Annotated in this window: 21 protein-coding genes; 11 read left to right on the top strand and 10 right to left on the bottom strand. The window is 68.4% G+C overall.

Annotated elements, in window-relative coordinates:
• The first annotated feature begins 9 nt into the window (after positions 1-9).
• From AC5P9C_RS19210 to AC5P9C_RS19165, 10 genes are all read left to right on the top strand, one after another.
• Positions 10-594 carry a hypothetical protein gene (locus AC5P9C_RS19210; RefSeq protein WP_049470553.1) on the top strand — a complete coding sequence of 195 codons (585 nt, stop codon included), beginning with the start codon at positions 10-12 and terminating at the stop codon, positions 592-594.
• An 8-nt stretch (positions 595-602) separates the two neighbouring features.
• Positions 603-1,157 (top strand): cob(I)yrinic acid a,c-diamide adenosyltransferase, encoded by a 555-nt coding sequence (locus tag AC5P9C_RS19205; protein ID WP_343543504.1) that lies wholly within the window; start codon positions 603-605, stop codon positions 1,155-1,157.
• Between the two features lie 9 nt (positions 1,158-1,166).
• Positions 1,167-2,105: a histone deacetylase family protein gene (locus AC5P9C_RS19200; RefSeq protein WP_049470560.1), complete on the top strand. Its 939-nt coding sequence runs from the start codon at positions 1,167-1,169 to the stop codon at positions 2,103-2,105.
• A gap of 89 nt (positions 2,106-2,194) precedes the next feature.
• The gene (gene lptD / locus AC5P9C_RS19195; RefSeq protein WP_080355593.1) at positions 2,195-4,675 is read left to right on the top strand and encodes an LPS-assembly protein LptD; all 2,481 of its coding nucleotides are present in this window, start codon (positions 2,195-2,197) and stop codon (positions 4,673-4,675) included.
• Positions 4,672-6,015, top strand: a complete 1,344-nt coding sequence (locus tag AC5P9C_RS19190; RefSeq protein WP_182068355.1) for a peptidylprolyl isomerase — start codon at positions 4,672-4,674, stop codon at positions 6,013-6,015. Before lptD ends, AC5P9C_RS19190 begins: the two co-directional genes overlap by 4 nt.
• Before the next feature lie 3 nt (positions 6,016-6,018).
• Positions 6,019-6,999, top strand: coding sequence for a 4-hydroxythreonine-4-phosphate dehydrogenase PdxA (gene pdxA, locus AC5P9C_RS19185; RefSeq protein WP_103282781.1), 981 nt, complete (start codon positions 6,019-6,021; stop codon positions 6,997-6,999).
• Positions 6,996-7,799, top strand: coding sequence for a 16S rRNA (adenine(1518)-N(6)/adenine(1519)-N(6))-dimethyltransferase RsmA (gene rsmA / locus AC5P9C_RS19180; protein ID WP_049470573.1), 804 nt, complete (start codon positions 6,996-6,998; stop codon positions 7,797-7,799). Before pdxA ends, rsmA begins: the two co-directional genes overlap by 4 nt.
• Positions 7,800-7,812: 13 nt before the next feature.
• Complete coding sequence (apaG, locus tag AC5P9C_RS19175) at positions 7,813-8,196, top strand: Co2+/Mg2+ efflux facilitator ApaG/CorD (RefSeq protein WP_008268668.1); 384 nt, start codon at positions 7,813-7,815, stop codon at positions 8,194-8,196.
• 15 nt (positions 8,197-8,211) lie between these two features.
• Positions 8,212-9,228, top strand: a complete 1,017-nt coding sequence (locus AC5P9C_RS19170) for a symmetrical bis(5'-nucleosyl)-tetraphosphatase (protein ID WP_074725600.1) — start codon at positions 8,212-8,214, stop codon at positions 9,226-9,228.
• Positions 9,225-9,884, top strand: coding sequence for a DUF1287 domain-containing protein (locus AC5P9C_RS19165; RefSeq protein WP_074725599.1), 660 nt, complete (start codon positions 9,225-9,227; stop codon positions 9,882-9,884). Before AC5P9C_RS19170 ends, AC5P9C_RS19165 begins: the two co-directional genes overlap by 4 nt.
• Before the next feature lie 112 nt (positions 9,885-9,996).
• Here the strand turns inward: AC5P9C_RS19165 and AC5P9C_RS19160 are convergent, their stop codons facing one another.
• From AC5P9C_RS19160 to AC5P9C_RS19120, 9 genes are all read right to left on the bottom strand, one after another.
• Positions 9,997-10,488, bottom strand: coding sequence for a dihydrofolate reductase (locus AC5P9C_RS19160; protein ID WP_065428197.1), 492 nt, complete (start codon positions 10,486-10,488; stop codon positions 9,997-9,999).
• 5 nt (positions 10,489-10,493) lie between these two features.
• Positions 10,494-11,288 (bottom strand): thymidylate synthase, encoded by a 795-nt coding sequence (locus AC5P9C_RS19155; protein ID WP_064237690.1) that lies wholly within the window; start codon positions 11,286-11,288, stop codon positions 10,494-10,496.
• Entirely contained in the window at positions 11,285-12,172 is an 888-nt protein-coding gene (gene lgt, locus AC5P9C_RS19150; protein ID WP_053506405.1) for a prolipoprotein diacylglyceryl transferase, read from the bottom strand. The genes AC5P9C_RS19155 and lgt overlap by 4 nt, the downstream gene beginning before the upstream one ends.
• 51 nt (positions 12,173-12,223) lie before the next feature.
• Positions 12,224-12,718, bottom strand: coding sequence for a TPM domain-containing protein (locus AC5P9C_RS19145; protein WP_049470590.1), 495 nt, complete (start codon positions 12,716-12,718; stop codon positions 12,224-12,226).
• On the bottom strand, positions 12,718-13,605 hold the full coding sequence (locus AC5P9C_RS19140) for a TPM domain-containing protein (RefSeq protein WP_495205244.1): 888 nt from the start codon (positions 13,603-13,605) through the stop codon (positions 12,718-12,720). The genes AC5P9C_RS19145 and AC5P9C_RS19140 overlap by 1 nt, the downstream gene beginning before the upstream one ends.
• A gap of 3 nt (positions 13,606-13,608) precedes the next feature.
• Positions 13,609-14,226, bottom strand: a complete 618-nt coding sequence (locus tag AC5P9C_RS19135; RefSeq protein WP_088475953.1) for a LemA family protein — start codon at positions 14,224-14,226, stop codon at positions 13,609-13,611.
• 565 nt (positions 14,227-14,791) lie between these two features.
• On the bottom strand, positions 14,792-15,952 hold the full coding sequence (locus tag AC5P9C_RS19130; protein ID WP_053462198.1) for an MFS transporter: 1,161 nt from the start codon (positions 15,950-15,952) through the stop codon (positions 14,792-14,794).
• Positions 15,953-16,181: 229 nt separating this feature from the next.
• On the bottom strand, positions 16,182-16,931 hold the full coding sequence (locus tag AC5P9C_RS19125) for a TerC family protein (protein WP_005408127.1): 750 nt from the start codon (positions 16,929-16,931) through the stop codon (positions 16,182-16,184).
• A gap of 33 nt (positions 16,932-16,964) precedes the next feature.
• Positions 16,965-17,360 carry a diacylglycerol kinase gene (locus tag AC5P9C_RS19120; RefSeq protein ID WP_064237688.1) on the bottom strand — a complete coding sequence of 132 codons (396 nt, stop codon included), beginning with the start codon at positions 17,358-17,360 and terminating at the stop codon, positions 16,965-16,967.
• A gap of 213 nt (positions 17,361-17,573) precedes the next feature.
• Here AC5P9C_RS19120 and AC5P9C_RS19115 point away from each other — a divergent pair, with 213 nt between their 5' ends.
• Positions 17,574-18,275, top strand: a complete 702-nt coding sequence (locus tag AC5P9C_RS19115) for an SGNH/GDSL hydrolase family protein (RefSeq protein ID WP_049466550.1) — start codon at positions 17,574-17,576, stop codon at positions 18,273-18,275.
• A gap of 93 nt (positions 18,276-18,368) precedes the next feature.
• Here AC5P9C_RS19115 and AC5P9C_RS19110 read toward each other — a convergent pair whose 3' ends face one another.
• Positions 18,369-19,640 carry a sensor histidine kinase gene (locus tag AC5P9C_RS19110; RefSeq protein WP_053462197.1) on the bottom strand — a complete coding sequence of 424 codons (1,272 nt, stop codon included), beginning with the start codon at positions 19,638-19,640 and terminating at the stop codon, positions 18,369-18,371.
• Positions 19,641-19,754 lie beyond the last annotated feature (114 nt).

Raw genomic sequence — 19,754 nt, 5'->3', positions numbered from 1 at the left:
CCCGCTGCCATGTCCGCCACCGCCAACCGTGCCTTCGTCCTGTCCGTGCTCGTGCTGGTGCTGGCGGCGACCCGGGTCAACCACTTCGCGGCGATCCCCGATGCCTCCTGGGCCGTGTTCTTCATCGGTGGCTTCTACCTGGCCACCTGGACGCGCTGGGCGTTCCCGCTGCTGATGGTGTTCGCCGTGCTGGTGGACTGGATTGTGATCCGCAGCAGCGGCCTGGATTTCTGGCAGCACTACTGCGTGTCGCCGGGCTACTGGCTGCTGCTGCCGGCGTATTTCTCGCTGTGGGCCGGCGGCATGCTGCTGGGCCGCAACTACCAGGGCGCACGCTGGCCGGTGCTGGCCAAGGGCACGTTGCTGCTGGTGGCCTCGGTGGCGGTCTGTCACCTGCTGGCACAGGGTGGCTTCTACTGGACCAGCCGCAACGTGGCCGAACCGACGCTGGCCGGCTGGGCACAGAACTACGCGCAGTGGTTCGGCCCGTACCTGCGTACGACGGCGATCTACGTGGCGCTGGCCGCCGCCCTGCAGCTGGCCGTGGAGCAGGTACTGAAGCTCCAGCAGGCCCGCCGCGACATCCGTCACTGAGCCACGCCATGGGCCATCGCCTCTCGCGCATCTACACCCGCACCGGCGACGACGGCAGTACCGGCCTTGGCGACGGCCAGCGCGTGGCCAAGGATGACGCCCGCGTGGCGTCCTACGGCACCGTCGACGAAGCCAATGCCGCGCTCGGCCTGCTGCTGGCCACGGCGCTGCCCGACGACGTGCGCGCGCTGGTGGTGCATCTGCAGCACCAGCTGTTCGACCTGGGCGCCGAGCTGTGCATTCCCGGCCACGCCGCGATCCACGCCGCCGACGTGTCCGCCCTGGAGCAGCAGCTGGACCATTACAACGCCGGCCTGCCGATGCTGAAGGAATTCATCCTGCCGGCCGGCGGCGAGGCCGCCGCCCGCTGCCACCTGGCCCGCACCATCGTCCGCCGCGCCGAGCGCGAGACGGTCACCCTGGTCCGCCACGAGGCCGTGCGCAGCGAGGCGCTGCAGTACCTCAACCGGCTGTCGGACCTGCTGTTCGTGCTGGCCCGGGTGCTGGCCCGCGCCGATGGCCACGGCGAAGCGCTGTGGCAGCCGCAGCAGCGCCAGCGCTGAGTCGGCACGATGCTGGTCTTCACCCATCCGTCCTGCCTGCTGCATGACCCCGGCGCCGGTCATCCGGAATGCCCGCAACGCCTGCAGCATGTGCTGGACGCCCTGCACGCCGCGTTCCCCGGCCAGCTGGACTGGCGCGAGGCGCCGCCGGCCAAGTTCGGCGATCTGACCCGCGTCCACGACAGCGCCCTGCTCGACTTCGTGCTGCAGCCGCAGACCGCGCCGCTGCGCCAGCTGGACATGGACACCTGGACCTCGCCCGGCTCGGCCAGTGCCGCCGTGCATGCCGCCGGCGCCGGCGTGGCGGCGGTCGACGCGGTGATGCTGGGCGGGGACCCGCTGGCATTCTGCGCGGTGCGGCCACCGGGCCACCACGCCACCAGCAGCACGGCGATGGGCTTCTGCCTGCTCAACAACATCGCCATCGCCGCCGCCCACGCCCGTGACCGCCACGGCCTGGAGCGGATCGCCGTGGTCGATTTCGATGTCCACCATGGCAATGGCACCCAGGACATCTTCCAGCACGACGCCCGGGTGTCCTACTACAGCACCCACCAGGCCGGGCTGTTCCCCAATTCCGGCCTGCGCCGCGACCGCGGTGCGGGCAACCTGATGAACATCCTGCTGCCCCCGGGCAGCGGCGGTTTCCGCTTCCGCAATGTGTGGGCCGACGAGATGCTGCCGGCCATCGACGACTTCCGCCCGCAGCTGCTGCTGATCTCGGCCGGCTTCGATGCCCACCTGCGCGACCCGCAGGCCGACCTGATGCTGGAAACCGACGATTTCGCCTGGATCACCCGCGAACTGCATGCGCTGGCGCGCCGCCATGCGGCCGGCCGGGTGGTCTCGATGCTGGAAGGCGGCTACGACCTGCAGGCCCTTGCCGAATGCAGCGTGGCCCATGTCCGGGCCCTGATGCCGGACCCTGCCGGGACCGCCGCCGGATGAACCCGAACCGGCGGGATCCGTCCGCCTTCATTGCCCCTATGCAAGGGATGGGGCAAGCTACCGTCCGTTTTCGCCCGAATCCGAACCGCGTGCGCCGAGCCCTCCGCCTGCTTCCCCTGCCTCTGAGCATCGCCATCTGCCTGCCGGCAATGGCCGATGAAAAGCCGCTCAACTGGGGCCTGTGCCCGGCTACCGACGTGATTCCCGCGTTCACCGATGCTCCCACCCCGGTCCCCGGGCAGGACAAGGCCGCCGCCAGCGCCGCGCGCGAGCAGCAGCCGACCGACATCGAGGGCGACCAGCTGCTGGGCACCACCACCGTGCCGCAGTACGAAGGCAACGTGGCGCTGCGCCGGGGCGACCAGTTCGTCGGCACCGACAAGCTGAGCTTCGATACCGAGAGCGGCAACTACATCGCCGACGGCAATGTCCGCTACCAGGACTCCTCGATCCGCATGGTCGCCAAGCGCGCCGAGGGCAACCAGGAAAGCGACACCCACAAGATCACCGACATCAAGTACCAGCTGGTGTCGCGCCGCGGCAACGGCGATGCCGAGTCGGTCGACCTGCAGGGTGCGGTCGGCCAGATGCACCGCTCCACCTACACCACCTGCGACCCGTCGCAGCCGGTGTGGAAGCTGTCGGCGCCGCAGATCGAAGTGGACAACGACGAGGGCTTCGGCACCGCGCGCAATGCCGTGCTGCGCATCGGCAAGGTGCCGGTGCTGTGGGCGCCGTACTTCAAGTTCCCGATCGATGACCGCCGCAAGACCGGCCTGCTGTTCCCGCAGCTGGGCATGTCCGGCCGCAACGGTTTCGACTACACCCAGCCGATCTACCTGAACCTGGCGCCGAACTACGACGACACGCTGATGCCGCGCTACATGAGCCGGCGTGGCCTGATGCTCGACAACGAGTTCCGCTACCTCTACAACGGCGGCCGCGGCGAGCTGCTGACCGCCTACATCCCCAACGACAAGCTGCGCGACCGCGACCGCGGCCGCGTCATGTTCAGCGGCTACCACAACGTGGATGACCACTGGCAGGCGCGCGCCAACCTGGCCTGGGTCAGCGACGAACGCTACGTCGAGGATTTCGCCAACCGCCTGGTCGGGGTGACCGCCTCGAACCTGCAGAGCACCGTGGGCCTGTACGGCACCGGCAAGAACTGGACGGCCGGCATCATGGCCGACCGCTGGCAGCTGACCGACTACACCCTCAACGAAAGCGCGCTGCCCTACAACCGCCAGCCGCGCCTGTACTTCAACTGGGACAAGCCGGTCCTGCCGTGGCTGGAAACCGGCGTCTACGCCGAAGCGGTGCGCTTCACCCACGACGACATCAACTTCAAGTACGACGCCAGCGCCGGCCCGGACCTGCAGTACACGCGCAACGGCCAGACCCAGCGCATGTACGGCGGCTCGCGCCTGGACGTGAAGCCGTACGTGTCGTTCCCGATCAGCGGCGCGGCCTGGTACGTCACCCCGACCCTGGCCTACCGCTACACCGGCTACGACCTGGACCAGGGCCTGGCCGACAGCGTCCGCCGCAACGTGCTGGTCTCGCAGGGCATCGACCCGAACACCGCCACGCCGGAGCAGCTGCGCGGCAACAAATCGCCCAGCCGCAGCCTGCCGATCGGCAGCATCGACGCCGGCCTGTTCTTCGATCGCGAGACCACCATCGGCGGCAAGTCGTTCCTGCACACCCTGGAACCGCGCCTGTTCTACCTGCGCACGCCGTACCGCAACCAGGACGACCTGCCGATCTTCGACACCCGTGACTTCACCTTCAGCTGGGGCCAGCTGTTCCGCGACTCGCGCTATACCGGCGCCGACCGCCAGAACGATGCCAACCAGCTGACCCTGGCACTGGGCACCCGCTTCATCGACCAGACCACCGGCAAGGAACGGTTCTCGGCCGCCATCGGCCAGATCCAGTACTTCGACGAGTCGCGGGTGACCGTGACCCCAGGCGGCGCGCCGGTGGAGAAGGGCAAGTCGGCGTGGATCGCCGACGGCAACTACATGATCAACGACCGCTGGACCCTGGGTGCCACCTACCAGTGGGACCCCAAGTACAAGCGCGAGGATCTGGCCAGCGTCCGCGCCCGCTACCTGATGCCCAACGATGGCGTGATCAACCTCAGCTACCGTTACCGCATCAACTCCGGCGCCCCGGCCACCGCCAACAAGCATGACCGCACGCTGCTGGAACAGGCCGACCTGTCGTTCCTGTACCCGCTGAATGCGCGCTGGAGCCTGGTCGGCCGCTACTACTACTCGCTGCAGGACAAGGAACCGCTGGAAATCATCGCCGGCGTCCAGTGGGACAGCTGCTGCCTGGCCGTGCGTGCGGTCGCCCGCCGCTACGTCCGCAACCGCGAAGGCGAGATGAACAACGCCATCCAGCTGGAGTTCGTGCTCAAGGGTCTGAGCTCCCTGGGCCAGGACACGGACCGTACCCTGCGCCGTGCTATCCTCGGCTACAACCGCGACGACCTCTATCTCGTGCCGCCGAGCAACACCGGGGCGACCCGGGATGACTACGATCCGAACCTGATCCCATGACCAAGCGCTTCCCCGTTCTTCTCGCCTCGCTGCTGGCGGTGTCCAGCGTGTCCGCCCCCCTGCAGGTGCTTGCCCAGGAGGCGCAGCCGCTTGACCGCATCGCCGCCGTCGTCGATGAGGACGTGATCCTGCAGAGCGAGCTCCAGCGTGCGATCGCCAACATCAAGGCGCAGTACGCCGGCCGTGAAAACCAGCTGCCGCCGGAAGACGTGCTCAGCCGCCAGGTGCTCGAGCGCCTGGTGCTGGTCAAGCTGCAGGTGGCCCGCGCCCAGGGCAGCGGCATCCGGGTCAGCGACCAGGAGCTGAACCAGGCGATGAATTCCATCGCCCAGCAGAACGGGTCGAACCTGGACGCCCTGCGCCAGCGCCTGGCCCATGACGGCATCGACTTCAACGACTTCCGCGCTTCGGTGCGTGACGAGATCACCGTGCAGCGCCTGCGCCAGAGCTTCGCGCAGAGCCGCATCAGCGTCAGCGAGGGTGAAGTCGACGCCGCCCTGAAGCAGCAGGCCACGGTGGGCAACCAGTACCACCTGGCGCACATCCTGATCGCCCTGCCCGACGGCGCCAACGCCGACCAGATCGCCACCGGCCAGAAGAAGGCCGATGGCGTGAAGACCCTGCTGGACAAGGGCGAGCTGGACTTCAACGCCGCAGCCGTGCGCTATTCGGACAGCCCGAACGCACTGGAAGGCGGCGACCTGGGCTGGCGCAGCCTGGACGAGATCCCCACCGCGTTCGCCCAGCTGATGGAAAAGATGAAGCCCGGCGAAGTGGTCGGCCCGATCCGCGGCCCGAGCGGCTTCCAGCTGCTGAAGCTGGTGGAAGTGCGCGATGCCAGCGCCGCCGCCGGTGAGCATACGGTCACCGAGTTCCACGGCCGCCACATCCTGGTGCGCGTGGACGACCACCAGAACGACGCCGCCGCCAAGGCCAAGATCGACACCCTGCGTGCCCGCATTGCCGGCGGTGCCGACTTCCAGGCCGTGGCCCGGGAGTCCTCCGAGGACAACAACAGCAAGGGCCAGGGCGGTGATCTGGGCTGGTTCCCGGCCGACGCGTTCGGTCCGGCGTTCGGCCAGCAGGTCGAAGGCCTGCAGGACGGTGGCGTCAGCCAGCCGTTCCGCACCGACGCCGGTTGGCACATCGTGCAGCGCGTGGCGACCCGCCAGACCGACGTGACCACCGACAACCAGCGTGCCCAGGTCCGCGAGACCATCGGCCGCCGCAAGCTGGAAGACGAGTACAACCGCTTCCTGCAGGAACTGCGTGGCGAAGCCTACGTCAGCTTCCGCAGCGGCGACCGCGCGGAAAACACCGCCACCCCGCCGCAGTCCTGACCGATGCGCCCCGAGCTCGCGCTGGTACCGGGCGAGCCCGCCGGGATCGGCCCGGAACTGTGTGTCCGCCTCGTCCAGCAGCCGCGTGAGGATTGCCGGCTGCTGGCCTTTGCCGACCCGGACACCCTGCGCGCGGCCGCGGCCGCGCTGAACCTGCCGCTGCAACTGCTGCCCGAGGACGCCGAAGCACGCGTGCCCGGCGATCTGCGCCTGCGCGCCGTCCGCAACGCTGCGCCCAGCCACTTCGGCCAGGCCGATCCGGCCAATGCCGGCGCGGTCATCGACGCCCTGCTCGGCGCCGGCCAGGCCTGCCTGTCCGGCGAACTGCACGGTGTGGTGACCGGCCCGGTGCACAAGGCAGTCATCAACGAAGGCGGCATCGCCTACAGCGGTACCACCGAACTGCTGGCCGACCAGGCCGGGGTGAAGGTGGTGATGATGCTGGCCAACCACATCGTGCGCGTGGCGCTGGCCACCACCCACCTGCCGCTGCGCGAGGTGGCCGATGCGATCACCGCCCCCGGCCTGGAGCACACCCTGCGCACCGTGCATGCGGCACTGCGCCGCGAGTTCGGCCTGCCCGCGCCGCGCATCGCCGTGCTCGGCCTGAACCCGCACGCCGGCGAAGACGGCCATCTGGGCCGCGAGGAACTGGACCTGATCATTCCCCTGCTGCAGCGGCTGCGCGCCGAGGGCCTGGACCTGGTCGGGCCGCTGCCGGCCGACACCGCCTTCCTGCCGGCCAAGCTGGCCGGTTTCGACACCGTGCTGGCGATGTACCACGACCAGGGCCTGCCGGTGTTGAAGTACTCAGGGTTCGAACAGGCCGTGAACCTGACCCTGGGCCTGCCCTACCCTCGCGTGGCGGTGGACCATGGCACCGCGCTGGACCTGGCCGGGCGTGGCATCGCCGATCCTTCCAGCCTGCAGGCGGCAGCGACGCTGTGTGCGCAGCTTGCGCGGCAACGTACACTGAGCGCATGAATTCCCCGCATTCCCCCTCCGGCCCGGTGTTCACCGCCCCGGCCAAGAAGCAGCTTGGCCAGCATTTCCTGGCCGATCGCCACTACATCGACAAGATCGTGATGGCGGTCAACCCGAAAGATGGCGACCGCCTGGTTGAAATTGGTCCCGGCCAGGGCGCGATCACCCTGCCGCTGCTGCGCGTGCACCCGAAGCTGACGGTGATCGAGTTCGACCGCGACCTGATCGCGCCACTGACCGCCGCCGCCGAGCCGCTGGGCGAGCTGACCATCGTCCACCGCGACGTGCTGCGCGTGGACTTCACCGAACTGGCCGGCGGCCAGCCGATCCGCCTGGTCGGCAACCTGCCCTACAACATCTCCTCGCCCATCCTGTTCCATGCGCTGGAGCATGCCGCGGTGATCCGCGACATGCACTTCATGCTGCAGAAGGAAGTGGTCGACCGCATGGCCGCTGGCCCCGGCAGCAAGGTGTATGGCCGCCTCAGCGTGATGCTGCAGGCCTACTGCCAGGTCACCTCGCTGTTCGTGGTGCCGCCGGGCGCGTTCCGGCCGCCGCCGAAGGTCGATTCGGCCGTGGTGCGGCTGGTGCCGCGCGACCCGGCCACGATCAACATCAACGACCACAAGCGTTTCGCCGAGGTGGTCAAGGCCGCCTTCGGGCAGCGCCGCAAGACCCTGCGCAATGCCCTGAACAACGTGGTGTCCGCCGAGCAGTTCATCGCCGCCGGCGTGCGTCCCGATGCCCGCGCCGAACAGCTGGACGTGGCTGAATTCATCGCTTTGGCCAATGCCTCCTGATTACACTGCCGGTATGGAAGACGCTGACGTATATGCCATCTCCGTCGAAGTCGCGCCGCGCTTCCTCGACGATCAATCCGCCCCGGAAGACGGTCGCTTCGCGTTCGCCTACACGATCCGCATCCACAACCAGGGGCGGGTCGCTGCACGCCTGGTCGCACGCCACTGGCGCATCACCGATGCCAATGGCCGTGTCGAGCACGTTGACGGCGACGGGGTGATCGGCGAGCAGCCACGGCTGCGCCCCGGTGAAGACTTCCGTTACACGTCCGGTGTCATGCTGGGGACCGATCACGGGACCATGCAGGGGCACTACGACATGGTCGCCGACGATGGCACCGAATTCGCCGCGCCGGTCGCACCGTTCGTGCTGGCCGTCCCGCGCACCCTGCACTGACACGGAGGCCGAACGATGAGTGTGTGGGCGATCGGCGACCTGCAGGGCTGCTATGACGTCACCCAGCGGTTGCTGGAGAAGATCCGCTTCGACCCGGCGCAGGACACCCTGTGGTTCTGCGGCGACCTGGTCAACCGGGGCGGGCAGTCGCTGGAAACGCTGCGGCTGGTGCACTCGCTGCGCGAGCACAGCGTGGTGGTGCTGGGCAACCATGATCTTTCGCTGCTGGCCGTCGGTTCGCGTACCGAAGAGGAACAGCGCAAGGTCAACCCGGACCTGCTGCGCATCGTGCAGGCCGAGGACCGCGACGAACTGCTGGACTGGCTGCGCCTGCAGAAGCTGGTGCACGTGGACCGCGAGCTGGGCTGGATGATGGTGCACGCCGGCCTGGCGCCGAAGTGGACCACGCAGATGGCCGAGAAGCATGCCGCCGAGGTCGAGGTGCAGCTGCATGGCGCCGGCTACCGCAAGCTGTTCCGCAACATGTACGGCGACAAGCCGAGCTGGGCCCCGAACCTGTCCGGCTACGACCGCTCGCGCGCGATCATCAACGTGCTCACCCGCATGCGCTACTGCACCCCGCGCGGGCGCATCGGCATCGAGGACAAGGGCACACCGGGCACACAGGAACAGGGGCTGTATCCTTGGTTCGAGGTGCCGGGCCGGGTCGAGCGCGACCTCAAGGTGGTCTGCGGCCACTGGTCGGCGCTGGGCCTGACCATCACCCAGGGCGTGCACGCCATCGACACTGGTGCGGTCTGGGGCGGCAAGCTGACCGCGCTCCAGCTGGATACCGACGAGCTGCGCGTGGTGCAGGTCCCGGGCCGCGATGTACCGGCACCAGTGCCCAACGCCCGCCCACCCGCGCGACCGGCGCACGAGCGCCCCGCCGCTGCGACGCAGGGCAAGGAACAGGGCGGCAACGCCGCTGCCACCCCGGGCAACCGTGGCCCACGCCGCCGTCGCCGTCGTGGTGGCGGAGGGGGCGGCGCGGGTGGCGCCACCAACAACAGTCCCCCGCCGCAGGCGTGACGCGGCGCGGCTGGGCACCAGGGACGGTGCTGCTGACGCTGGCCCTGGCCAGCGGCTGCCAGCCCGGCTCGCCGCCTGCTCCCACGGCTGCGGATGGTGCTGCACATGCGCCGACGCAGCCGCAGGCCCCTTCGCCGCCACTGGTGGCCGCAGCCCGCGCGCAGATCGGCGTCACCACCCGTTACGATCCTGCTTACCAGGTACTGGCCTATCCCGGCGGCGACGTGCCACTGGATCGCGGCGTGTGCACGGACGTGGTGGTGCGCGCCCTGCGCGATCTGGGCCTGGACCTGCAGGCACGCGTGCATGAGGACATGCGCGGCAGCTTCAGTGCCTATCCGGCGATCTGGGGCCTGTCACGGCCGGACCGCAACATCGATCATCGTCGTGTACCGAACCTGATGCGCTGGTTCGAGCGCCAGGGCTGGCAGCAACCGGTCACGGCCCTCGCCGCCGACTACGCGGCCGGCGACATCGTTGCCTGGAAGCTCAATGGCAACGGCCTGCTGCACGTGGGCATCGTTTCTGACCGGCGCCTGGCCAATGGCACACCGCTGGTGCTGCACAACATCGCGCGCGGCACGCGCGAAGAGAACCTGCTGTTCCAGCACGCGATCATCGGGCATTACCGGATGCCGCAGCGACAGTCCCGGTAGAATCGACTGTTAGTCGACTGCTCCTGACGCCCCCTGAAAACCCCGCGCTGCGCGCGATAGTCGACTAACAGTCGACTCTACCCCGCCGGTGTTTTCGTTGATACTTCCGCGATCAGCGGCGCACGTAGTGCACGAAGCGGAACGCATGGGCGTGCCGCGCGTCGGCCGGGTGCGGCTCGCTGCTCACTTCCTGCCAGTCCTGCACGTCCACTTCGGGGAAATGGGTATCGGCGGGGACTTCGGCATCGACCCAGGTCAGGTACAGGTCACTGGCCTGGTCCAGCAGCTGACGGAAGATCTCGCCGCCACCGATGATGCACAGCTCGCGGGCGCCCTCGGCTTCGGCAATGGCCCTGGCCTCGTCCAGCGACGCCACCGCGCGCATGCCCTCGAACGGCACCTGGCCGCTGCGGGTCAGCACCAGGTTGGTCCGCCCCGGCAGCGCGCGGCCGATCGACTCGGCCGTCTTGCGCCCCATCAGGATCGGCTTGCCCAGGGTGAGCGCCTTGAAGTGCTTGAAGTCATCCGGCAGGTGCCAGGGCATGGCATTGCCCTGGCCGATGCCACGGTTGCGGTCCAGCGCCACGATCATCGACAGCTTCAGGGCACTCATACCGCCACCGGCGCCTTGATGGCCGGGTGCGGGTCGTAGCCGTCGATGCGGATGTCGTCGAACTGGAAGCCGAACAGGTCGGTCACCTCCGGGTTCAACCACAGCGTCGGCAGCGCGCGCGGTTCACGCGACAACTGCTCGCGCGCCTGCTCGAAGTGGTTCGAATACAGGTGGGCATCGCCCAGGGTGTGCACGAAGTCGCCCACGCCCAGGCCGGTGGCCTGCGCCACCATGTGGGTCAGCAGCGCGTAGCTGGCGATGTTGAACGGCACGCCGAGGAAGATGTCGCCGCTGCGCTGGTACAGCTGGCAGCTGAGCTTGCCGTCCACCACGTAGAACTGGAACAGGTTGTGGCACGGCATCAGCGCCATCTGCGAAAGCTCGCCCACGTTCCAGGCGCTGACCACCAGCCGGCGCGAATCCGGATTGCGCTTGATCTCGTCCACCAGCCACTGCATCTGGTCGATCTCGCGACCGTCGGCAGTGGCCCAGCTGCGCCACTGCTTGCCGTAGACCGGGCCGAGGTCGCCGTTCGCGTCGGCCCACTCGTCCCAGATGCGCACCTGGTTGTCCTTCAGGTAGCCGATGTTGGTGTCGCCCTTCAGGAACCACAGCAGCTCGTGGATGATCGAGCGCAGGTGCAGTTTCTTGGTGGTGACCAGCGGGAAACCATCGTTGAGGTCGAAGCGCATCTGCCAGCCGAACACGCTGCGGGTGCCGGTACCGGTGCGATCACTCTTCTCGGCGCCGTGCTCGAGCACGTGCGCCAGCAGGTCCAGGTAGGCCTTCATGCCTTGCCCCCGGCGGCCACCGGCGGCTGCGGCTGCAGCACCGGCGCGCGGCGCGACATCACCAGCAGCACCAGGCCGAAGGCGATCAACGGCAGGCTCAGGATCTGGCCGCGGGTCAGCCAGCCGAAGGCCACGTAGACACCGTTGTCGGGCATGCGCACGAATTCGACGGCGAAGCGGAACAGGCCGTACATCAGCGCGAACAGGCCGCCGACCAGATAGCGGTGGCGCGGCTTGGCCGACACCGTCCACAGCACCACGAACATCACCAGGCCTTCCAGGAACGCTTCATACAACTGCGACGGATGGCGGGCGTACGGGTTCAATGCGCCGGTGGCGAACTGCGCCTGCAGGGTGGCAGTGTCGAGCTGGTTCAGCGGGGCCGGCAGGCCCGACGGGAACACCACGCCCCAGGTCCCGTCGGTGTACTTGCCCCACAGCTCGGCACCGATGAAGTTGCCGATGCGGCCGAAGCCCAGGCCCAGCGGCACCAGCGGCGCCATGAAATCCATGGTGTCGAAGAAGTGCAGACGGTGCTTGCGCGACCACCACCAGCAGGCACCCAGCACGCCGAGCAGGCCGCCGTGGAAGCTCATGCCGCCATCCCAGACCTTGAACAGCAGCAGCGGGTTGTGCAGGAAATCACCCAGCGCGTAGAACAGCATGTAGCCGATGCGGCCGCCCAGCACCACGCCGAGCATGGCGTAGAACAGCAGGTCGGAGAATCCGTTGGCATCGACGCCCGGCAGGCGCCCCGCGGCGATGCGCGTGCGGCCCAGCAGCCAGGCCGCGGTGAAGCCAAGCAGGTACATGATGCCGTACCAATGCACCTTGATCGGCCCCAGCGAAAGGGCGATGGGGTCGATGTCGTGGAAATAGATCATGGAAGGTGCCTTGCGGTTGAACGCCTATTCTCGGGCCAGTGCCGCCCCGGCTCAACCAAGGAGCTGGGGCGTGTTGGGCAGGCCGTCATCGTCTGACCGCGTCGAAGCGGGAAAGTGCCCTTCGATCAGGCTGGAGACCTCGTCGATCGCATCCTGCAATGCCTCGACCGGATGGGCGCCGCGCAGGCCCTCGCGCAGGTGGGTGCAGACCCGCTGCCACTGCGCCGGGCTGACCCGGCCGTGCAGGCCACGATCGGCGACGATCTCGATCGCGTGGTCGGCCAGCAGCAGGTAGATCAGCACCCCGTTGTTGTGGGCGGTGTCCCAGGTGCGCAGCCGGGCGAACGCCTGCTCGGCGGCCTGGCGCGGGGTGACCTTGTGCCACAGCGCTGCCAGCGGCAGATCCGCTTCCACCGCGAACATCACCTGCCCGCCGTGGCGCTGCTCGCCGGCCGCGATGGCCTCGGTGATCGCCTGCAATGTGGCCGGCGGGAACGCGCGCCGCACCGAGGGCGAGAATGCATGGCGGAACAGACGTTGGATCATCACCAGCCTCCCGAAGCGCCACCGCCACCGGAACGGCCACCGCCGCCGCCCCAGCCGCCACCGCCGCCGAATCCACCGCCTCCGCCGAAACCGCCTCCCCCGCCCCAGCTGCCACCGCCCCAACCGCCACCGCCGGCAAAGCGGCCCGGGTGCCCGGACAGCATCGCCACGATCAGGCCGACCACGCCGGCCAGGCCACTGGCCATCAGCGTGGAAGTGAACAGGAACGCCGCCAGCGCCGCACCCGCGCCGCCGAGCAGGCCGCGCAGCGGACGCGGCACGCGCGAGAAGACGCCGCGCAGGATGCTGCCGGCGAACACGCCGATGAACAGCGCCAGGAACCAGGTGTCGCCGCCAGCGCCGGGCTCGCGCCCGCGATGGCCGCTGACCGGTGCCGGCAGCGGTTCGCCGTCGATCAGCTTGACCAGCACCGCCGTGGCATCGGTGATGCCGCCGGCATAGTCGCCGCTGCGGAAGCGCGGGACCAGGTATTCCTGGATGACCCGGTTGGCGATGGCATCGGGGATGGCGCCTTCAAGACCGTAGCCCGGCTCGATGCGCACGCGCCGGTCATCCTTGGCCATCACCAGCAGCACGCCGTCATCCACGCCCTTGCGGCCAATCTGCCATTGGTCGAAGACCCGCGTGGTGTACTGCGCGATGTCCTCCGGCTGGGTCGTGGGCACCACCAGCACCTGCAACTGGCTGCCCTTGCGCTGCTGCAGCTCGATCGCCTGCTGCACCAGCGCCTGCTTCTGCGTGGCGTCCAGCGTGCCGGTGGTATCGACCACCGGCGAGTCCAGCGCAGGGATCGGCGCCAGCGGCTGTGCCTGCGCTGCCAGCGGCAGCCACAGCAGCAGGGCCAGCAGCGCGGTGGCCAGGCGCATCGGTCAGTGGCCCGGCTGCGGTGCCGGCTGCTGCGGCGCGTTGCCGAAATCGACCGCTGGCGCGTTGGAAATCTGCGCTTCGTTGTCCACCGTGAAGTTCGGCTTGGTCTTGTAGCCGAAGATCTTGGCGGTGACCACCTGCGGGAACGAACGGATGTAGGTGTTGTAGTCCTGCACCTGCTGGATGTAGCGGCCGCGCGCAACCGTGATGCGGTTTTCGGTGCCTTCCAGCTGGGCCTGCAGGTCGCGGAAGTTCTGGTCGGACTTCAGCACCGGGTAGTTCTCGGTGACCACCAGCAGCCGCGACAGCGCGCTGCCGAGTTCACCCTGGGCCTGCTGGAACTGCTTGAGCGAGGCTTCGTCGTCGGCGTTGACGTTGATCTGGCCGACGCGCGAACGGGCGTTGGTGACTTCGGTCAGGACACGCTCTTCCTGGCTGGCAAAGCCCTTCACCGTCTGCACCAGGTTGGGCACCAGATCGGCGCGGCGCTTGTACTGGTTGAGCACTTCGGACCAGCTGGCCTTGACCGCCTCATCCTTCTGCTGGATGGCGTTGTAGCCGCAGCCGGACAGCAGGGAGGCCAGCAGCATCAGGGGCAGGACACGGGTGAACAGGCGCATGGCGGAGGTTCCGGGTGGGCTTGGCGCCGAGCATGCCATGGTCCGGGTGAAAGACCGGCCATCGGGCGCCGCCCCCTCCGCGGTGGTTGGCAAGGAAGCGCTATCGGGATCGGCCGGGAGGGTGGGTTAGCTGGGGGACGCCGTGAATACGTCCATGTAGGCTCGGTCGCGCCATCCATGGCGCTCACGCCCCCAGCCAACCCACCCTCCCGGCCACGGACAATTTCCTGCACACCGCGGGAAGATCAAAAGAAAAAATCAAAAGCAAAAGCCGGTTTTTCAGGCATTCGAGTCGATCAAGGTCGACACCTGCCAGAGCGGAACGCCGTTCCGACCGATCGCGGCAATCTGTCGGAGGTGGGGCGGTGTGGGTTGGCAGGACCGTTGGCGCCATGGATGGCGCCATCGAGCCCCCATGGATGGGTTCACGGCGTGTCCTGCCAACCCACACCGCCCCGCCCAACCCTCAGAAAACCAGCGCCGGCTGTTGCGGTTGCTGTTGCTTCGGCCGTTGCCTTGGCCTGTAGCGGGTGCAGGGCTGCAAGCCCTGCCGGCCCCCCACCCCTCAGCAGGCCTCGGCCACCGCAGTGCGCGGACGCCCCAGCCATGCCAACAGCAGGCCCGATGCCGCCAGCAGGCCACCGGCCACCGGGATCGCGGCGTAGCCCAGGCCCGAGCTGATCACCGCACCGCCCAGCGCCGCACCCACCGCATTGCCCAGGTTGAACGCCCCCACGTTGATCGACGACGCCAGGCCCGGCGCCTCGCTGGCCACCTGCATCACCCGGATCTGCAGCGGCGGCACGAGGGCGAAGGTCGCCGCACCGAACAGCAGTACGCCCAGTGCCGCAGTGGCGTGGCTCATGAAGGCCAGCGGCAGCACGAACATCAGCACCGCCAGTACGGCCAGCAGGATGCGGGTGGCGCCATCCAGCGACCAGTCGGCCATGCGCCCGCCGATGCCGTTGCCGAAGGTGAAGCCGATGCCGATCAGTGCCAGCGACATCGCGATGAAGGCATTGGAGGCGCCGGTCAATTCGGTCAGCACCGGTGCGACGTAGGTATAGAGGGTGAACATCGCACCGGCGCCGAGCACGGTGGTGGCCATCGCCAGCAGCACCTGCGGCTGCAGGATCGCCTTCAGTTCGCGGCGCACGTCCGGGCGCGGTCCCGGCGCGGACGCCGGCAGCGCGAAGCCCAGTGCGGTGATCGCGATCAGGCCCAGCGCCGCAGTGCCCGCGAAGGACAGGCGCCAGCCCAGCTGCTGGCCTACCCAGGTCGCCAGCGGCACGCCGCCGATGTTGGCGATGGTCAGGCCCATGAACATGGTGGCCACGGCCGCAGCCTGCTTTTCCTTCGGCACCAGGCTGGCGGCGACCACCGCACCGATGCCGAAGAACGCGCCGTGGTTAAGGCTGGTGACCAGGCGGGACAGCAGCAGCAGTCCGTAGTTGGGGGCCAGCGCGGACAGCAGGTTGCCGACCACGAAGATCGACATCAGCAGCATCAGCGCGGTGCGCTTGCCGAAACGGCCCATCAGCAGGGTCATCACCGGCGCGCCCAGCATCACGCCCACGGCGTAGGCGGTGATCAGCATGCCGGCGGTGGGGATCGAGACCCCTACGCCGTCGGCGATGACCGGCAGCAGGCCCATCGGGGCAAACTCGGTGGTTCCGATGGCGAAGGCGCCAACGGCAAGCGCCAGCAAGGCGGCTCTGGAATTCATGGGGGTTTCCTGGGGGGCGGGAATCGGGAGTGCGTAGCCTGCGCGCTTTGCTGCGCCGGATTAAGCCTCGGCCCGGGAAAACACTGTTGATCCTGATTCACAAGTGGACCCCGGAAATCCGCCATCCGTGCAAAAACCGCAGGGCCGCTGCAGAGCCGGGGGCCCCACAACGCAGAACCCCCGGCCGGGGCCGGGGGTTCTGGGGGAAACGTGTACGCCGGTGGCGTGCTTACCAGTTGCCGGCACCCGGCACGTTGTGCTCGCGGGCGCGGCGGCGCATCAGCAGGTTCAGCCACTCGACCAGCACCGAGAAGCCCATCGCAGCGTAGATGTAGGGCTTGGGCACGTGCACGTCCAGGCCGTCCAGGATCAGCACCGCGCCGATCATCAGGATGAAGGCCAGCGCCAGCATCTTCACGGTGGGGTTGGCGTCGATGAAGCGGCCCAGCGGGTTGGCGGCCAGCAGCATCACCAGCACCGACAGCAGGATGGCGGCCACCATCACCGGGATGTGGTCGGCGATGCCGACGGCAGTGATCACCGAGTCCAGCGAGAACACGATGTCGATCACCGCGATCTGCGCGATCACGTAACCGAACACGGCCGAGGCCTTGGTGGTGCTGGGGTCTTCATCCTCGCCGCCGCTGATCAGCTCCTTGATCTCCATGCAGCCCTTGATGATCAGGAACAGGCCGCCGACGATCAGCACCAGGTCGCGGATGGAGATGCCCATGCCGGCCACGGTGAACAGGTTGGCCGCCATGTGCGCCAGGTAGGCCAGCGAGACCAGCAGGCCGATGCGGGTGATGCAGGCCACCGCGATGCCCAGCTTGCGTGCGAACGGACGACGCTCTTCCGGCAGCTTGCTGACCGCGATGGAAATGAACACCAGGTTGTCGATGCCGAGCACGATTTCCAGCGCGCTGAGCGTGAACAGGGTCACCCAGGCATTGGGGTCGGCGAGGAACTCAAAGGACATGGAAACTCTTCAAGGCAGTGGGGGAATGGGGTTTCAGCCGTAGCTGCCGGCCAGCGCGTGCGGAACCACGACCAGCGCCCAGCACAGCAGCACGTTCATCATCAGCACGAACACCGCCGCCGAGCCCATGTCCTTGGCACGGCCGGCCAGTTCGTGGATCTCGCTGCCGTAGCGTTCGATGACCGCTTCGATGGCCGAGTTGGCCAGCTCCATGGCCAGTACCAGCAGCATCGAGCCGATCAGCAGCGCGCGTTCGACCGGGGTCTGGCCCAGCCAGACCGCGGCTGGCGTCAGCAGGATCAGCAGGTACACCTCCAGCCGGAACGACGACTCGTGCAGCCAGGCGGCCCGCAGGCCCTGCCAGGACCAGCGGGCGGCCTGGAAGATGCGGCGAGGGCCGCGCGGCAGATGACCGAACTGATCAGCCACGGGTGGAACGTCCAGCAACAGGGGCGCGGCGCAGCAACCGCTCAGACGCACGGCAGGGAATCATGGGTGCACAGGAATAGGCAGACGGCCGCCATTTTGCCACAAGGCCGCCAGCCCTACCCCCGGCGGCCCGGGCGAATGGCCTGCCAGGGGCAAGCACCGGGCCGCGCCGTGCTCCTATGATGGGTCTTCCCTTGCCTGCTGGAGCGCCTGATGTCCCGTCGCCACACCTGCCTGCTGATGCTGGGCCTGCTGACTGCCGCACCGCTTGCCCAGGCCTTGGGCCCGGCCAGGCCGCCGCAGGTGCCCGAACAGGTCTCCAACGTGGCCTGGGCCGGCGACATGGCCCACTTCGCCAGCGCGGACCAGGCGAACCCGCCGCCGCGCGGTGGCATCGAGTTCATCGGCAGCTCCTCCATCCGCTTCTGGGAGAGCCTGGCCACCGATTTCCCCGGCCAGCCGGTGTTCAACCGCGGCTTCGGCGGTTCGGAAGTGCGCGACAGCACCTGGTATGCCGACCGCATCGTGGTGCCGTATGCGCCGTGCAAGGTGTTCTTCTACGCCGGTGACAACGACCTCAACAGCGGCCGCAGCGCCGTGCAGGTGCGCGACGATGTGGTCGCCTTCGTGCAGCGCGTGCACCGCGACCTGCCGAAGACCCGGGTGGAATACCTGTCCATCAAGCCGAGCCCGTCGCGCGCGCACCTGCTGCCGGCGATCAAGGAAGCCAACGCGCTGATCAAGGCTGCGCTGGCCAGGCTGCCCAACACCGGCTTCACCGACATCTACACGCCGATGCTCGGCGCCGACGGCCAGCCGGATGCGACACTGTTCCGCGAAGACATGCTGCACATGACCCCGGCCGGCTACGCGATCTGGACCAAGGCGCTGGCGCCGAAGGTCCACTGCAACTGAGGGACTGCGGACGCCGGGCATGGCCCGGCGCTACCGCAACCCCATCCACGCATGGCGTGGATCTACCGAATCACGGGCAATGGGGTCGGGGGATCAGCGGAAGATCACCGTAGCCTCGGTGCCCTGCCCTGGCTCGCTGGCCAGGCTGACCTTCCAGCCGAAGCGATCACACAGCCTGCGTACGATCGACAGGCCCAGGCCGGTTCCCTGCGGGCGGCTCGGCTCGGCGCGGTAGAACGGCTCGAACGCGCGCGACAGCGCCTCGGCGGACATGCCGATGCCGCTGTCGCGCACCACCACGCGATCGTTGAGCACGTGCACGTCGATGCGCCCTTCGTCGGTGTAGCTGCAGGCGTTGCGCACCAGGTTGCTGACCACCACCTGCAGCACCCGTGGCGGTGCGTGCAGCTGCACCGGGCCTTCGCTGTGCAGGTGCACCGACACCGGCCGGTTGCCCAGCAGTTCGTTGGCGTTGTCCACCTCGTAGCGGACGATGTCGTTGACATCGAACAGCTCGATCTGCGGTTCGACATCGGCCTCGCGCGCCAGGATCAGGAACGCATCGATCACCGCTTCCATGTCACGGCCGGCACGCTGGATGCGCTGCAGGCTGCGGCGCAGGCGCGGCTGCAGGGTCTCATCGCCCAACGCCATGTCGCTGGCCACGCGGATGACGGTCAACGGCGTGCGCAGCTCGTGGCTGGCATCGCGGGTGAAGTTGCGCTCGCGGGCCACGTGCGCGCTGACCCGGTTGGCCAGCGAATGCAGGGCGGCCGCCAGCTGCCGGGTCTCGCCCTGCATGTCCGCCGGCAGCTTGTTCGGCTCCAGATCGGCCGCTTCGGGGTGGCCCGGGTCCCAGCGCGAGACGCGCCGTGCCAGCCAGTTCACCGGCGACACCAGGCGCTTGGAGGCACGGTAGGTGACCCAGCTGGCGCCATACACCGCCAACAGGGTCAGCAGCACCGGCACGATGCCGAACCAGAACGCCAGCATCTCCGCACGCGAACGCAGGAACACCAGGTACAGGCGGCCGGCCGGACGTACATCGACCAGTACCAGCTGGTCGTCCCCGCGCAGCTCGTGGAACCCCGGCTCCAGGTTGCGCAGGTTGGCCGGCAACGACAGCGCCGACTGCCCGCTTTCCAGCAGGTAGCCGCGGATGTTCTGGGTGTTGGGCGGTGGCTGTACCGGCGAGGCTTCGTGCAGCGTCCAGTAATAGGCCGCTTCCTCGCGCAGGGCGGCGCCGACCAGGCTGTGCTTGATCACCAGCGAAACCAGCCAGGCACCGAGCAGGATGCCCAGGCTGGCCAGAACTGCCTGCAGGATGAAGGCGATACGGATCTTGCGCGGCAGGCCGTGCGGCATTGCGGGGTCCCGGTCAGAGCGCTGCGATTATAGGCAGCGCGCTGCGCCGTAGTCGTGCACGGAGGATGACCGGCGGCAGCGCCGGCCGGTCATCCGTGCCCGGTGCGGGGTCGT

It is taken from the genome of Stenotrophomonas sp. YJH_SMC_10, assembly GCF_059371555.1.
This window is presented reverse-complemented; position numbering and strand designations above follow the sequence as displayed.